Here is a 15,671-nt window from a genome sequence, read left to right as displayed (position 1 = left end):
CCTCCGCGCGGCCGGGCCGGGCCCGCAGGGCGGCCGACCCGGTCGCGCGTGGGGGTCACCAGATGGCCTCGACCCATTCCGGGTGGTCGATGAACGGGTTCCGGTTGTGCTGGAACTGCTCGAATATGACGTCGTTGCGCTTCCGTTCGAAGCTGTCCGGCGGGTCCTCCTGGCTCCACTCCTTCAGGACGGACAGCCGGCCGATGTTCGGGGCCGATCCGTTGCTCACCTTGTCGTTGGGCTCCAGGTCGGCGAAGGCGTCGTCGCCCTCGTACCGCACGGCCATGTAGAGGATCATCCGCGCGACGTCGCCCTTGACGGCGTCGCGCGGTTCGAAGGAGTCGCCGTCGGTGTAGTTGCCCGGGGCGCCCGACACGGCGCTGCCGCCGTTGTCGAAGTCCTTGTTGCCTCGGACGGAGTTGACCTGGACGTCCTCCGGGCGCAGGTGGTGGATGTCGGTGCCCGGGCCGGTCGAGGTGCCGAAGTTCCCGTGCGACTTGGCCCAGACGTGCTCCCTGTTCCAGTCCCCGGTGTTGCCGCCGTTGTCGTTCTTCGACTGCGAGCGGCCGGTGTACAGCAGGATCACGTTGGAGGGGTTCGCCGGGTCCTCGTCGGTGGCCTTGAGGGCGTCCCAGACCTGTGCGTAGGTGAGCGTGGTCTGGTCGCTGATGATGGTGTGCAGCGAGCTCTTGAGGGCGGCGCCGGTCTTGCCGACGGCGTCCTGGTAGTAGGTGTCGTCCAGGGCGGTGGCGGCCGCGGGGGTCGCGACCGCGGGCGCGGTGCTGGCCGCGAGGCCGGTGAGCACCGCGATCGAGGTGGCGGTGGCCAGTAGTGGACGCGCGTAGAAACGGCGGCGGACGGACATGTGGTGTCCTCTCCCGGGAAAGGGGACCGCTCCGCCGCCACCGGGGGTGCGTGGGGGAGCGGTGCCGGATGGCAGGTCGATGTCTGGTCAGCCGGGAGCCTCGCACACGCACGGTGCCGCTGTGTGAACGTGGCGTATTCATCATGTGCAAGTCAAGTGACGCTCGACGGCGGGCCTACGGGCCTCAGATGCGGCGCCGCCGGTCGGGGGCGAGAATTGCCGCAAGGACGAGGAGGCGGTATGAGCGAAGAGTCCGAATCCCTATCCGCACCCGCGCCGGACGCGCGGGAGGCGACACCCGACCGTCTGCTGCACACCGGCGGCGACGGACCGCCCAGCGCCGAGGACCTGGTCCTCGCCTCCGGGCGCGACCTGACCCCGGAGAACGTCGAATGGGCCGAGCGCAGACTGGCCGAGGAGGGCCGGTCGGCCATCGACAAGCGGCTTCCTTGAGGAGAGCCGGGGCGGGGAGCGTGCGGAGCGCTCCCCGCCCCTCGGCTAGCCTGAACGCGATATGAACCGTTTGACGACGTCACAAGGCGTGTTCGAGCTCACCCGTTATCCCGAGGACCCTCGCGACCGGCTCCGTGCCTGGGACGCGGCCGACGAGTACCTGCTGCGGCGGCTGGAGGGCCCCGAGGACGGCGAGCCGGCTCCGGAGGCCGGCGGGACGGTCGTCGTGGTCGGTGACCGGTGGGGCGCCCTCGCCACCGCGCTGGCCGGGTACCGGCCGATACAGATCACCGACTCGTACCTCGCCCAGCAGGCCACGCGGGACAACCTCGCCCGCAACGGAGCCGACCCGGACGCGGTACGGATGCTGTCGGCGCGCGACACCCCTCCGGAGCGGATCGACACCCTGCTCCTGCGGGTGCCCAAGAGCCTCGCGTTCCTGGAGGACCAGCTGCACCGGCTCGCTCCCGCGGTGCACGCCGGGACCGTCGTGATCGGCACCGGCATGGTGAAGGAGATCCACACCTCCACCCTCCAGCTCTTCGAGCGGATCCTCGGCCCCACCCGCACCTCGCTCGCGGTGAAGAAGGCCCGGCTCATCCACTGCACGCCTGATCCCGGACTGCCCATGGCCCCCAGCCCCTGGCCGTACCGCTACGAGCTGCCCGAGGACATCGGTGTGATGTCCGGCCGGACGGTCACGAACCACGCCGGGATCTTCTGCGCGGACCGTCTCGACATCGGCACCCGCTTCTTCCTGAAGCACCTGCCCCGGAGGTCGGGCCCCGACCGCGTCGTCGACCTCGGCTGCGGCAACGGTGTGGTGGGCACGGCCGCCGCACTGGCCGCCCCCGAGTCCTGTGTCACCTTCATCGACGAGTCGTACCAGGCGGTCGCCTCCGCCGAGGAGACCTTCCGGGCCAACGCGCCGGCCGGTGCCGAGGCCCGTTTCGTCGTCGGCGACGCGATGGCGGACGTACCCGAGCAGAGCGTCGACCTCGTCCTCAGCAATCCGCCCTTCCACTCGCACCAGGCGGTCACCGACGCCACCGCCCGGACCATGTTCCGCGGTGCCCGCGCCGCGCTGCGCCCCGGCGGGGAACTCTGGGTTGTGGGCAACCGGCACCTCGGCCACCACACCCAGCTGCGAAGGATCTTCGGCAACTGCACCACTGTGGCCGGCGACCCGAAGTTCGTGGTCCTGCGGGCCGTCCGGCGCTGAGCGGGCTCAGGACAGGTCGTCACGTCCCAGCCAGGACGGCACCTGCGGCACGTCCGCGTCCCAGACGGGCGGCGGGCCGGGATCCGGCTCGGGGGCGCGGCGGGGCGGTTTCCGTTCCGTGGTGCGCCGCCTCGGCTTCCGGGCCGGCTGAGGGGGCTCGGGCGGGGGCTCGGGCGAAGCGGCGGCCGGGGGCTCGGGCGGATGGCTGTCGTACAGCTGTTCGGCGACGCGGAAGCGGCAGTGGAACGTCCTCCAGAAGCCCTTGACGACCAGCAGGAATCCTTCCGCCTCCTGGTAGAGCTCCCGCCGCTCCGGATTGGCGGGGTGGTGCGGCTCGAACCGCTCGGCCCGTGCCCGGAGCACGTCGAGCGCCTCCTGACGGGTCCCGTCCACGTGGCCCAGCACTTCGACGGACCAGATCTGCCCCTTGCCGTACCCCATGTTCTGTTCGACGATCAGCCCCCATCTGGCCACGCCCGTCCACCCCTCCCGTTCCGCGCCCGGCTGCCGTCTGCATCTGTCGGGGCGCGGAGCGCCATACTAGGATCGCCCGTCCGACGCGTACGACCGCGCCCCCGGCACGACGCGCCCCGCGAGGCCTCCCCGTCGCCACCGCCGAGCGGAAGGTACGAGCCGATGAGTGAAGCCGACCCGGGACTGTTCGGGCCCCGGTCCGTGACCTGGCAGATGCATGCCGACCCCATGATGTGGGTCGCCGGGGTGCGCGCCCTCTACCTCCAGGCACTGCACCCCCGCGCCGTCCGCGGGGTGATGGAGAACTCCGACTTCCGCAAGGACGCCTGGGGGCGTCTGATGCGTACGGCCGACTTCGTCGGCACCGTCACCTACGCCCGCACCGGGGACGCCGAGAGGTACGGCGCACGGGTCCGCAAGATCCACCGTCTGCTGAAAGCCACCGACCCCCGCACCGGCGCGACCTACGGCATCGACGAACCGGCCCTGCTCCTCTGGGTGCACTGCGCCGAGGCCGACTCCTACCTCCAGGTGCAACGCCGCTCCGGCTTCCCGCTCACCGACGCCCAGGCCGACCGCTACGTCGACGAGCAGCGCGAGGCGGCCCGCCTGGTCGGCCTCGAGCCCTCGGGGGTGCCCGCCACCACGGCGGCGCTGGAGGCATACTTCGCCCGGGTCCGCCCCGAGCTCGCCGCCGGACCGGACGCCCGGGACGTCGACGACTTCCTGCGCGAGCCGCCGGTCCCCTTCCCGCTGATCCCGGCGCGCGCGCTGCTGTGGCGGCGCGTGGCGGCACTCGCCTACGACGCGCTGCCCGCGTACGCCCACGAGCTGTACGGCAGGCCCGCGCCGCCCCCGGCCGCCGTCGACCGGCGCCTGCGGGCCGCCGGTACCGCCCTGCGACGCATACCCGCACGTCTGAGGCGGCGTCTGCCGCCGGGACACGTCGCCGAGGCGATGGCGCGACTCGGCCCCGGAAGCCGCCCCTCCCCGTACAAACTCCGCAGACAGGCCGCCATACTGGACGGGCCGGGGAGGGCGCAGCGGTAGGCGACACGACGGGGGCGACTGCGGGAGATGGCGGAGACCAGGCTGCTCCAGAGCCGGTACCGGCTGCTCGATCTGATCGGACGCGGCGGCATGGGCGAGGTGTGGCGTGCCCGTGACGAGTCCCTGGGCCGGCAGGTCGCCGTCAAATGCCTCAAACCGATGGGCCCTGAGCAGGACCGGTCCTTCACCCGTGTCCTGCGCGAACGCTTCCGCCGCGAGGCGCGGGTGGCGGCCTCCCTGCAACACCGGGGCGTCACCGTCGTGCACGACTTCGGCGAGTCGGAGGGAGTCCTCTACCTCGTCATGGAACTGCTGGAAGGGCGCAATCTCAGTCAGCTCCTAGAGGACAACCGGCAGCATCCGCTGCCGGTGCCCGACGTCGTCGACATCGCGGAACAGGTCGCCGACGCCCTCGGCTACACCCACCAGCAGGGCATCGTGCACCGGGACCTCAAGCCCGCCAACATCATGCGGCTGCCCGACGGCACGGTGAAGATCTGCGACTTCGGCATAGCCCGGCTCGGGCACGACATCGGATTCACCTCGCGTCTCACCGGCACCGGCATCGCCATGGGTACCCCGCACTACATGTCGCCCGAGCAGATCAGCGGAGAGGACGTCGACCACCGCAGCGACCTGTACTCCCTGGGCTGCGTGCTGTACGAGATCGCCACCGGCGTCCCCCCGTTCGACCAGGAGGACGCCTGGGCGGTCCTCGTAGGACACCGCGACACGCAGCCCGAGCCCCTGCGTACCCACCGGGCCGACCTGCCGGGGTTCTTCGACCGGGTCGTGCTGGACCTCCTCGCCAAGACCCCCGACGGCCGGCCCGCCGACGCCGGCGACCTGCGGCAGCGCATCGCCGTCGGCCGGACCGGCGGGCAGACCCAGGTGCCGGCCACCGGAGGTGTCCTGCTCGCCCCGCCCGTCCCCGTCACACACCCCGCCCCGCACGAGCCCCCACTGCCCCCCTGGACCCGGAACATGACCACAGGGCACAAGGCCGTCGGTGCCGCACCCCCGGGGACCGCGCCGGTCGACCACTCGGCGGGCCTCACCGGGACGTGGACGACCGGGACACGGACACGGGCCCTGTCCGGAGTGTTCCCGCCCGCGGGCACCGTGCGCGCCACCCCGTCGCCCGAACTGCTCGCCACCCTGGCCAGCCGGCACAGCGCCGGCCTCGACCTCGCCCGTCTGGGCCACTGGGCGGAGGCCGGTGAGGTCCACCGGTCGGTCGCCGCGACGCGCGAGCACGCGCTCGGACCCGACCATCCCGACACCCTCGCCAGCCGTTACGAGATCGGGTTCACCCTCAGCCGTATGGGACAAGCCGCCCAAGCCCTGCGCGAGTTCGGCACGGTGGCCGACGGCCGCGAACGCGTCCTGGGCGCCGACCACCCGGAGACGCTCGCGGCACGGCAGGAGACGGCGTACGTCCTGGGACAGCTCGGCCGGCACTTCGAGGCCCACCAGGTCTACGCCGCGGTGCTCGCCTCCCGGGAACGCACCATGGGCCCGGACCACCCGGACACCCTGCGCTGCCGCCACAACCTGGCCTTCAACCTGGGCAGGCTGGGCCGCCTGGAGGACGCGTACCGGATGGCCCGCGAGGTGGTCGGGGTCCGCAGCCGACTGCTCGGCGCGGCACACCCCGACACGCTGGTCACCCTCTACGAGGTGGCGTACACCCTCGGCCAGCTGGACCGGTGGGGGGAGGCGCTGGAGACCTACCGTGACGTCGCCCGGGCCCGGGCCGCCGCGCTCGGGGCCGACCACCCGGACACCCTCGCCGCCCGCTACGAGATCGGCATCAGCCTCGGGCGGCTGGGCCGCAGCGCCGAGGCGCTGGAGCTGTACCGCGTGCTGGTCGAGGACCGATCCCGCGTCAGCGGACCGGAGGACCCCGAGACCCTGCGTGCCCGGCACGGCCTCGGAGTCAACCTGGGACGGATGGCACGCTGGGAGGAGGCGCTGGACGAGGCCCGCGACGTGTGCGCCGTCCGCGAACGCGTCCTGGGCCCCGACCACCCCGACACGCTCGTCAGCAGACGCGAGATCGCCGTCGGCCTCGGCTGGCTGGGCCGATGGGCCGAGGCCCTCACCGACTACCGCGAGGTCGCCGACGCCCGCGAACGCCTCCTGGGCGCCGAGCACCCCGACACCCTCGCCGGCCGCAACGACGAGGCGCACTGTCTGGAACAGCTCGGCCGCGACACGGAGGCGGTGGAGCTGTACCGGCAGGTCGCGGCCGTGCGCCGACAGCACGGCACGACACCGTGAGCCGCCGTCCCCTTCCTGGGCCGCCCGGCCTCTGGCCGGGTGCGAGCGAGGCGTGTTACGAAGGGACATGTCCGCAGACGAGACCCACACCCCCGGCCCGCCCGCGTACGGCCGCTACGACGCGGTGATCGTCGGCGGCGGCCACAACGGCTTGGTCGCCGCCGCCTACCTGGCCCGCGCCGGGCAGTCCGTCCTCGTCCTGGAGCGCCTCGCCGGTACCGGCGGCGCGGCCGTCTCCGCCCAGGCGTTCGACGGGGTGGACGCCCGGCTCTCGCGCTACTCCTACCTCGTCTCGCTGCTGCCGCAGAAGATCGTCGACGACCTGGGTCTCGACTTCGCGGTGCGCAAACGCTCCGTCTCGTCGTACACCCCGGCCGTACGCGGCGGGAGGCACACGGGACTGCTCGTCGGCGGGGAGGGCACCCGGGACTCCTTCGCCGCCCTCACCGGCGACGACCGGGAGTACGAGGCCTGGCAGCGGTTCTACGGGATGACCCGGCGGGTCGCCGAGCGGGTCTTCCCGACGCTCACCGAGCCACTGCCGGACCGTGACGCCCTGCGGGCCCGAGTCGACGACCGGGACGCCTGGCGCGCGTTGTTCGAGGAGCCGATCGGTGCCGTCGTCGAGCGGAACTTCAGGGACGACCTGGTCCGCGGAGTCGTCCTCACCGACGCGCTGATCGGCACCTTCGCCGACGCCCACGATCCGTCCCTGGTCCAGAACCGCTGCTTCCTGTACCACGTGATCGGCGGCTCCACCGGGGACTGGGACGTCCCGGTCGGAGGCATGGGCGCGCTCACCGACGCCCTGGCCGGTGCGGCACGGGCGGCGGGGGCCGAGATCAGGGTCCTGCACGAGGTCACCCGCATCGAGACCGACGGCACCCGCGCCGAGGTCACCGTCCGCTCGGCGGACGGTGAACAGGTCGTCGCCGCCCGCAGGGTCCTCGTCAACGCCTCGCCGCAGACGCTGGCCGCGCTTCTGGGCGAAGCACCGCCCGCGCCGGCCGCCGAAGGCGCGCAGCTGAAGGTGAACATGCTGCTCACGCGGTTGCCCCAGCTGCGCGACCGGTCCGTCGACCCGCGGCAGGCGTTCGCCGGGACGCTCCACGTGGCCGAGGGATACGGGCAGTTGGCCGACGCCTACCGGGAGGCGGCGGCCGGACGGCTGCCCGCCGCTCCACCGTCCGAGATCTACTGCCATTCGCTGACCGACCCCTCGATCCTCGGCCCCGGACTCGCGGCCCGCGGGTACCACACCCTCACCCTCTTCGGCCTGCACACCCCCGCACGGCTCTTCGCCGCGGACAACAGGACGGCCCGGGCGGCCCTGCTGGACGCGACGCTCGCGCAGCTCGACGCCCATCTGGAGGAGCCGCTCGCCGAGTGCCTGGCCTTCGACGGGGACGGCCGGCCGTGCATCGAGGCGAAGTCCCCGCTCGACCTGGAACGGGACCTGGGCCTGCCCGGCGGCCACATCTTCCACGGAGACCTCTCCTTTCCGTACGCCACCGGGGCGGGCGGCCGGTGGGGCGTGGAGACCGCGCACGCCAACGTCCTGCTGTGCGGTGCGGGCGCCGCCCGCGGGGGCGGGGTCAGCGGGGTGCCCGGGCACAACGCGGCCATGGCGGCGCTGGGCCGCTGAACGGACGGCCACCTGGGGCCGGGTACGGCTTTCCCTCCAGCTCAACTTCAGGGTGAGGGTCGGGCCGTGGGCGGGGTGCCGACGCGGACCGCCCCGCCCGGCCTGCGGAACCGGGCGGGGCTGACATCGGGACGGGCGGGGCGGCTGCGGGTCCCACCGCGCCCGTCCCGGCGAAGGGCGCCTCGTGCTCAGGAGGCGGTGCAGGCGCCGACGGCGGGCGCCGAGGTGTTGCCGTTCGTCATGACGGTGAACCCGAAGCTCGTCGAGGCACCGGCCGCCAGGGTCCCGTTGTAGGTGGGCTTCACCGTCATCACGGTGTTGCCGGCGTTCCACGTGGGGGCGCCGTTCCAGAGGGCGGAGACCTGCTGGGACGAGGGCACGGTCACCGGCACCGACCAGGTGGTGATGCCGGAGGAGCCTGCCTTGACCGTCACCTCACCGTTGTACCCGCCGTTCCACGTGGCGGTCTGCGTGTACGTCGCCGTGCAGCTGCCGGTGTTCCCGCCGCCGTTGTCGCCGCCGCCGTCGTCACCGCCACCGTCGGGGGTGCCGCCGAGCGCGGCGAGCACCGCGTCGTACGCCGGCTTCTTGTTGTAGTCGCCGTCGAAGAGCAGCGGCGTGCCGCTGCTGCGCCAGGAGTACTTGTCGGTGACACCCCAGACGGTGAGGCCGGTGCAGCGGGTCACGGCCAGGCACGCGTTCACGACGCTCGTGTAGTTCGCGGCCTGGGCCGAGCCGGAACCCTCGATGTCCAGTTCGGTGATCTGGACGTCGAGACCGAGGTCGGCGAAGCGCTGGAGATTGGCCCGGTAGTCGGAGGGCACGGGGGAGTTGCTGTTGAAGTGGGACTGGAAGCCCACGCAGTCGATCGGCACACCGCGCTGCTTGAAGTCCTTCGCCATGGCGTAGACCGCGTCGCTCTTCGCGTTCCGGCCGTCGGTGTTGTAGTCGTTGTAACAGAGCTTCGCGGTCGGATCGACCGTACGGGCGGTGCGGAACGCCTCCTCGATGAAGCCGTCACCCAGCTTGTCCTGGAAGGGAGAGCTGCGCCGGGCACCGCTGTTGCCGTCCTGGAAGGCCTCGTTCACCACGTCCCAGGAATGGATCTTGCCCTTGTAGTGCGTCATCACCTGGGTGATGTGGTTGTTCATCGCCGCGCGGAGGTCGGTGGCGCCCAGGCCGCCGACCCAGCCCGGCAGCTGCGAGTGCCACACCAGGGTGTGCCCGCGCACCTTCATTCCCTTGCTCTGGGCGTGACTGACGATCTGGTCGGCGGCCGTGAAGGTGAAGGAGTTGCGGCTGCCCTCGACCGCGTCCCACTTCATCTCGTTCTCCGGGGTGACCGAGTCGAACTGGGCGTCCAGCGTGGACGCGTACGGTGCCTCGCCGAGGTGGTTCGCCGCGACCGCGGTGCCGAAGTACCGGCCCTTCGCCGCCGCCGCGTCACCCAGGGTGCCTGCTGCCTCGGCCGTGCCGGCGAGCGAGACGACGCCGGCGGCGGCGAGCACGCCCGCCGTCAGGACGGAGAGTGCCCGTCTGGCACGGGCGGGGATTTTCTTGGCCATCACGTTGTCCAGCCTCTTCTTCCGGTTGCCGGGCGGAGGGAACGGAGCGGTGCGCCCGGGCAGGGGGATGCGGACCGTTCGAGGTGCTGTACAGCCGCCCGCCGGGGCGATCCGCGCAGAGCGCCTCGGCGGGAGGACGAGAGGTGAAACAGGGGAGCGAGGGAGAGTATGCGCCTGGGGCGTGTTCACGTCAACGCTGCATTTCCGAAATATTTCCGAGCTGATAACCGCTCGGCTGTCGGCAGTTGATGCTCCCACCTGCACGGACGGCTCTGTCCCGGTGCGGGGAGGGCGGTTGGCGGCCGGAGGGGGAGTCTCGGTGGTCGGGCGCCGCGAAAGCTGGTCAGCGTTCCGGGCGAAAGTTTCGGAAGGGCGGAAGGGATGCGTTCCGACCTGCCCGCCGGTGGGGCCGACAGCGGCGGCCACCGGACACGGAGGGCGCGGACCGCCCCTCCCCGGGACGGGCCGCGCCCATGACCGTACGGTCCGTGTGTGGTCAGTCGTCGAGGAGGGAGAAGCCGAGCAGGACACCCGCCGACACGGTCACCTTTCCCGGCGTCAGGTCGCCCTCGCCGCCCCCGCCCTGGGAGCTGTGGCCGCGGTAGCCCTGCGTCTGCCCGGCGTCCACGTCGGTGATGTGGACGACCGGTCCGAGCCGTGCCCCGGCTGCCTCGGCGTACAGCACGGCCTTCTCGCGTGCCGCGGCCACCGCTCCGGCCCGGGCCCGTGCGCGCAGTTCCTCCTTGCGGCGCACGTCGAACTCCACGCCCGCGACCTGGTTGGCCCCCGCGTCGACCAGGTCGATGAGCACGGTCTCCAGGACGTCCAGCTCCCGCAGCTCGACGACGAACGAGGCGGTGCATTCGTAGCCGAGGAACCGGCGGGAATCGCCGTAGCTCCACCTCGACTCCAGGTTCAGGCGGGACGTCGACACGGCCGCCTCGGGCACCCCGTGTCCCCGCAGCACCTCCCGGACACGGTCGACGCCGCGGCGGGTGGCGGCGAACGCCTCGGCCGGCGTGTCCTCGGTCTGCTCGATCGCCACGCGCAGGCGGGCCAGGTCCGGCACGGCGTCCTCACTCGCCGTGCCGGACACCGATACGCCCCACGGGGTCCCTATGTGCTGGTCAGTGTTCATGGCGGCCATCCAAGCAGCCGGTGCCCGCCCGGTCACCGGTTCGAGCCCGGTTCAGTCGGCGGACACGGCCCATCCGGAGACCTTGACGCGGCGCGCGTCCGCGGGCCTCTCACCGTCGAAGAGGGTGCGTCCACCGTCCTCGACCCGGACCGCGTCCACGTACACGCCGCGTCCGACGTACAGCTGGTCGGTCGTGCAGCGCCAGCGCAGCCGCACCTCGGTGCCGCGCCAGGCGGCCAGGTCCGCCTCCAGCCGGTGCCAGACGCGGCCCGACCAGCCGGACACCGAGCCCTCCGGATGCGGACGAGGCGTGCCGGGAGCCCCGCCGTTGCCCGTCGCCCGGGTGGTGAACGGCACCGGCCGCCAGGTGGCCCCGCCGTCGCCGGACGCCTCCAGGAACAGGAAGTCCGACGCCGGTTCCGTGTCCCACCACAGCGCGCAGCTCAGCACCGCACGGGAGGAGGCGGGGCGCAGCGCGGGCAGCGCCAGCGTGGTGGTGGCCGCGCTCTCCATGCCGGAGAACCACGCGACGCCGCCGTGGGCGGGCTGGACGGGCACCGCACGCGCCATCCGGTTGGCGGTGGCGACCCGCGGCGCGCTGCCGGAGCGCCAGGTGCGCACCGGGTGCACCGAGTTGCCCAGGACGATCAGGAACGAGTCCGTCGACGGATCCAGGACGAGGCTGGTGCCGGTGAAACCGGTGTGTCCCGCAGTACGGGGCGTGGCCATGGCACCCATGTACCAGTGCTGGTAGAGCTCGAAGCCCAGCCCGTGGGCGTCGCCGGGGAAAGCGGTGTTGAAGTCGGTGAACAGCAGCTCCACCGACTCTTCGGACAGGATCCGTGAGCGGCCGTAGACGCCGCCGTTGAGCAGTGTGCGGGCCAGCACGGCGAGGTCCCAGGCGCAGGAGAAGACGCCCGCGTGGCCCGCCACCCCGTCGAGGCTGTACGCGTTCTCGTCGTGCACCTCGCCCCAGACCAGACCGCGCTCCAGGCCCGACCACGGCAGTCGCGCGTCCTCGGTCGCGGCGATCTTCGGCTTCCACGAGGCGGGTGGGTTGTAGCGGGTGCGGCGCATCCCCAGCGGAGCGGTGATCTCCTCGCGGAGCAGTACGTCCTGGGTGCGGCCGGTGATCTTCTCCAGAACCAGCTGGAGCGAGATGAGGTTGAGGTCGGAGTAGAGGTACACCGTGCCGGGAGCGGACGCCGGGACCTCGTTCCACAGCAGCCGGAGCTTGCCCTCCCGGGTCGGCTCGCCGTACAGCGGGATCCATGACCGGAAACCCGAGGTGTGGGTCAGCAGCTGACGGACGGTGATGTCCTGCTTGCCACCGCCCGCGAAGTCCGGGAGGTACGAGGCGACCGTGGCCTCCAGCTCCAGCCGGCCCCGCTCGATCTGCTGCACGGCGAGGATCGAGGTGAAGAGCTTCGACACCGACGCCAGGTCGAAGACCGTGTCCCGGGCCATGGGAATCTGCCGGTCGGCGGGGAACTCCACTCCGGTGTCGGTCTTCTCGTCGTACGCCGCGTAGCGCACCGCCTTGCCGATCGGCCGGTGCAGGGCGACGGTGCCGCCGCGCCCGGCCAGCAGGACCGCACCGGCGTACCACGGGTGCTCGGGGGAGCCGGTCAGATACTTCTCCGCGTCGGTCACGAGCAGGTCGAGCTGCTCCTGGAGGAGGCCGGCCCGCGCGGCCGGACCCCGGCTCAGTGTGGGTCTGTGCGGCCCTGATCCCATGCCCGTCCCGGTGGCCGATGGTGTGCCGGCGGATCCGCCTCCCCGCTCCGCCCCCTCCGCGGACCCGGCCACCCGCGCGAAGGGGACCGGCGCGAGCGCGAGCGCTCCGCCCAGCGCCAGTATCCCGCCGCCCAGCCTCCGGCGGCTCATTCCCCCGCCCGACACGTACCCGGTCATCCGGAACCCCTTCCCCTCGTGGCGTCGGCGCGACACCGGCGCGAAAGTAACTTTCGAAACCCGGTCCGAGTGTGAAACTTCCTGCCGAGGCAGAGATTACTGTCGGCCCCGCCGTCCCGTACGCCCTTGGCCGGACAAAGAACCTGACGGGTAATCAGCTGCGGTGCCGGACCGTGGCCGGGTCTGGTTCGCGACCGCGAACCCGACCCCCGGCGAGATTCACCGCCCCCGCGCCATGTCCACCGGGCGATCCCCGGCGCCCTCTGGCAGCCTGTGGGCCATGAACGCGAGCGCGACGGCACGGGCCCTGGCCGACCGGTGGACCGTCGCGGTGCCGGTGATCGCGGCACTGGTCCTCGCGCTGAGCTGGGGACGCGACCTGGGCCCGGTCGCCGTCGCCCTGATCGCGCTCTGCCTCGCGGGCTCCGTACTCGCCGCCGTCCACCACGCCGAGGTCGTCGCCCACCGGGTCGGTGACCCTTACGGCTCCCTGATCCTCGCCGTCGCCGTGACCGTCATCGAGGTGGCCCTGATCGTCACCCTCATGATCGACGGAGGTCCGAAGGCGTCGTCCCTGGCCCGCGACACGGTCTTCGCGGCCGTCATGATCACCTGCAACGGCATCGTGGGCATCTGCCTCCTGGTCGGGGCCGTACGCAGCCGGGTCGCCGTCTTCAACGCGGAGGGGACCGGCGCGGCGCTGGCGACGGTGGCGACCCTCGCCACCCTCAGTCTCGTGCTGCCGACCTTCACCATCGGAAAGCGGGGCCCGGAGTTCTCCCCGGCGCAGCTCGGCTTCGCAGCCGTCGCCTCCCTGCTGCTGTACGGACTGTTCGTCGCCGTGCAGACCGTCCGGCACCGCGAGTACTTCCTGCCGCTCACCCAGGACGGCCGGCTCCGCCCGGACGACGACCCGAGCGCCCTGCCCGGCCGCAGGGAGACCACGCTCAGCCTGATCATGCTGCTGGTGGCACTCGTCGCGGTCGTCGGCAACGCCAAGTCGGTCTCGCCGGCCGTCGAATCGGGCGTCGACGCCGTCGGCATGCCGCAGGCGGTGGTCGGCGTCGTCATCGCACTCCTGGTCCTGCTGCCGGAGACGCTCGCCGCCGTACGGGCCGCACGGCGCGAACGGGTGCAGACCAGTCTCAACCTGGCCCTCGGCTCGGCGATGGCCAGCATCGGCCTCACCATCCCCACCATCGCGCTCGCCTCCATCTGGCTGGACGGACCGCTGCACCTCGGGCTGGGCGCCACGCACATGGTGCTGCTGGTGCTTACCGTCGTGGTGGGCGCCCTGACCGTCGTACCCGGCCGTGCGACCCTGCTCCAGGGCGGCGTGCATCTGGCGATCTTCGCCGCTTTCGTCTTCCTGGCGATCAGCCCCTGACCCCTCCGGCACATCGCCGTGTCCGCACACCGCGCCCGTGCGCCGCGCGGGTCCGTCCGGCCCCTTGACCCCTGACGCCCGGCCACCCAGGATCACGCCATGAACGGTGTACGCAGCAGCACGGTCGACGGTGTAGTGGCACGCAGCGCACGGCGCACCCCCGGGCGCACCGCCGTGCGGTACGCCGACCGGACCTGGACCTACCAGGCCCTGGACACGGCGGTCGGTACGGCGGCCGCCGTACTCACCGCCGAACACGGCCTGCGCCCGGGCGACCGGGTCGCCTCCTACGCCCACAACTCCGACGTCTACCTGATCGCCTATCTCGCCTGCGCCCGCGCCGGACTGATCCACGTGCCGGTCAACCAGAACCTCACGGGCGAGGACCTCGCGTACATCCTCGGCCAGTCGGGGAGCTCCCTGGTCCTCACCGACCCCGACCTGGCCCCGCGCATCCCCTCGGCGTACGCCGTGCGCGCGCTGCGCGACGCCCCCGACTCGCTCCTCGGCGCACTCGACACCCCCCGCCCCTTCCTGACCGGACACGCCCCGGGCGCCGACGACCTCGTACAGCTGCTGTACACGTCCGGCACCACCGCACAGCCCAAGGGCGCGATGATGACGCACGGAGCACTGGTCCACGAGTACGTCAGCGCCGTCACCGCGCTCGACCTGCGCGCCACCGACCGGCCCGTCCACTCGCTGCCGCTGTACCACTCCGCGCAGATGCACGTCTTCCTCCTGCCCTATCTCGCGGTGGGAGCCGAGAACACCATCCTGGACGCCCCCGACGCGGGCCGGATCCTCGACCTCGTCGAGGCCGGAGAGGCGGACAGCCTCTTCGCCCCGCCGACCGTCTGGATCGGCCTCGCCAACCACCCGGACTTCGCCACCCGTGAGCTCGGCGCCCTCCGCAAGGCGTACTACGGGGCGTCGATCATGCCGGTGCCGGTACTGGAACGCCTGCGTGCCCGACTGCCGGAGCTGGCGTTCTACAACTGCTTCGGACAGAGCGAGATCGGGCCGCTCGCCATGGTCCTGGGCCCTGCCGAGCACGACGGCCGCATGGACTCCTGCGGCCGCCCGGTGCTCTTCGTCGAGGCCGAGGTCGTCGACGAGGAGGGCGCCAGGGTGCCCGACGGGACGGTCGGCGAGGTGGTCTACCGCTCGCCCCAGCTGTGCCAGGGCTACTGGGACAAACCCGACGAGAGCGCGGAGGCGTTCCGCGACGGCTGGTTCCACTCCGGCGACCTCGCGGTACGCGACGGCGACGGCTACTTCACCGTGGTCGACCGGGTGAAGGACGTCATCAACTCCGGCGGTGTCCTCGTCGCCTCCCGCCAGGTGGAGGACGCCCTGTACACCCACCCGGCGGTGGCCGAGACCGCGGTGGTGGGGCTGCCCGACGCACGCTGGATCGAGGCGGTCACCGCGATCGTCGTCCTCCGGGCGGCGGTCACGGAGCAGGAACTGATCGAGCACGCGCGTGAGCAGCTGGCCCACTTCAAGGCACCCAAGAAGGTCCTGTTCGTCGACGAGCTCCCGCGCAACGCCAGCGGCAAGATCCTCAAGCGGGAGCTACGGAACCGCTTCTCCACGGCACCGGCCTGACCGGCCGGGCGGGGGAGCGCCCCGCGCACATGGCTCCCGGGGCGCCCACCCGGGCGCACGGTCC

At 72.3% G+C, this 15,671-nt stretch carries 12 protein-coding genes; 7 read left to right on the top strand and 5 right to left on the bottom strand.

Going from position 1 to position 15,671, the window contains the following annotated elements; all coding sequences use genetic code 11:
* Positions 1 to 55: 55 nt before the first annotated feature.
* Positions 56 to 865 (bottom strand): endonuclease, encoded by an 810-nt coding sequence (locus tag SACTE_RS01270; RefSeq protein WP_014044209.1) that lies wholly within the window; start codon positions 863 to 865, stop codon positions 56 to 58.
* 240 nt (positions 866 to 1,105) lie between these two features.
* Here SACTE_RS01270 and SACTE_RS01265 point away from each other — a divergent pair, with 240 nt between their 5' ends.
* Positions 1,106 to 1,318, top strand: a complete 213-nt coding sequence (locus tag SACTE_RS01265) for a hypothetical protein (RefSeq protein ID WP_014044208.1) — start codon at positions 1,106 to 1,108, stop codon at positions 1,316 to 1,318.
* 61 nt (positions 1,319 to 1,379) lie between these two features.
* Positions 1,380 to 2,540, top strand: coding sequence for a methyltransferase (locus SACTE_RS01260; RefSeq protein WP_014044207.1), 1,161 nt, complete (start codon positions 1,380 to 1,382; stop codon positions 2,538 to 2,540).
* 6 nt (positions 2,541 to 2,546) lie between these two features.
* Here the strand turns inward: SACTE_RS01260 and SACTE_RS01255 are convergent, their stop codons facing one another.
* Positions 2,547 to 3,014, bottom strand: a complete 468-nt coding sequence (locus tag SACTE_RS01255; protein WP_014044206.1) for a hypothetical protein — start codon at positions 3,012 to 3,014, stop codon at positions 2,547 to 2,549.
* 162 nt (positions 3,015 to 3,176) lie between these two features.
* Between SACTE_RS01255 and SACTE_RS01250 the strand changes: the two genes are divergently transcribed.
* The 3 genes from SACTE_RS01250 to SACTE_RS01240 all read left to right on the top strand — a co-directional run bounded on the left by SACTE_RS01250 (position 3,177) and on the right by SACTE_RS01240 (position 7,992).
* Positions 3,177 to 4,064 carry an oxygenase MpaB family protein gene (locus SACTE_RS01250; RefSeq protein WP_014044205.1) on the top strand — a complete coding sequence of 296 codons (888 nt, stop codon included), beginning with the start codon at positions 3,177 to 3,179 and terminating at the stop codon, positions 4,062 to 4,064.
* A 27-nt stretch (positions 4,065 to 4,091) separates the two neighbouring features.
* The gene (locus SACTE_RS01245) at positions 4,092 to 6,347 is read left to right on the top strand and encodes a serine/threonine-protein kinase (RefSeq protein ID WP_014044204.1); all 2,256 of its coding nucleotides are present in this window, start codon (positions 4,092 to 4,094) and stop codon (positions 6,345 to 6,347) included.
* A 67-nt stretch (positions 6,348 to 6,414) separates the two neighbouring features.
* Positions 6,415 to 7,992, top strand: coding sequence for an NAD(P)/FAD-dependent oxidoreductase (locus SACTE_RS01240; protein ID WP_014044203.1), 1,578 nt, complete (start codon positions 6,415 to 6,417; stop codon positions 7,990 to 7,992).
* A gap of 188 nt (positions 7,993 to 8,180) precedes the next feature.
* Here SACTE_RS01240 and SACTE_RS01235 read toward each other — a convergent pair whose 3' ends face one another.
* From SACTE_RS01235 to SACTE_RS01225, 3 genes are all read right to left on the bottom strand, one after another.
* Positions 8,181 to 9,557, bottom strand: a complete 1,377-nt coding sequence (locus SACTE_RS01235) for an endo-1,4-beta-xylanase (RefSeq protein WP_014044202.1) — start codon at positions 9,555 to 9,557, stop codon at positions 8,181 to 8,183.
* A 496-nt stretch (positions 9,558 to 10,053) separates the two neighbouring features.
* Positions 10,054 to 10,695 carry an SIMPL domain-containing protein gene (locus SACTE_RS01230; protein WP_014044201.1) on the bottom strand — a complete coding sequence of 214 codons (642 nt, stop codon included), beginning with the start codon at positions 10,693 to 10,695 and terminating at the stop codon, positions 10,054 to 10,056.
* 51 nt (positions 10,696 to 10,746) lie between these two features.
* Positions 10,747 to 12,609: a serine hydrolase domain-containing protein gene (locus tag SACTE_RS01225; protein WP_014044200.1), complete on the bottom strand. Its 1,863-nt coding sequence runs from the start codon at positions 12,607 to 12,609 to the stop codon at positions 10,747 to 10,749.
* A 280-nt stretch (positions 12,610 to 12,889) separates the two neighbouring features.
* Between SACTE_RS01225 and SACTE_RS01220 the strand changes: the two genes are divergently transcribed.
* Both SACTE_RS01220 and SACTE_RS01215 read left to right on the top strand, forming a co-directional pair.
* The gene (locus tag SACTE_RS01220) at positions 12,890 to 13,996 is read left to right on the top strand and encodes an ionic transporter y4hA (RefSeq protein ID WP_019992937.1); all 1,107 of its coding nucleotides are present in this window, start codon (positions 12,890 to 12,892) and stop codon (positions 13,994 to 13,996) included.
* Positions 13,997 to 14,095: 99 nt separating this feature from the next.
* The gene (locus SACTE_RS01215; protein WP_014044198.1) at positions 14,096 to 15,607 is read left to right on the top strand and encodes a fatty acyl-CoA synthetase; all 1,512 of its coding nucleotides are present in this window, start codon (positions 14,096 to 14,098) and stop codon (positions 15,605 to 15,607) included.
* The last annotated feature ends 64 nt before the right edge of the window (positions 15,608 to 15,671 follow it).

Origin of the sequence: Streptomyces sp. SirexAA-E (assembly GCF_000177195.2) — a bacterium.
GTDB lineage: Bacteria > Actinomycetota > Actinomycetes > Streptomycetales > Streptomycetaceae > Streptomyces > Streptomyces flavovirens.
This window is presented reverse-complemented; position numbering and strand designations above follow the sequence as displayed.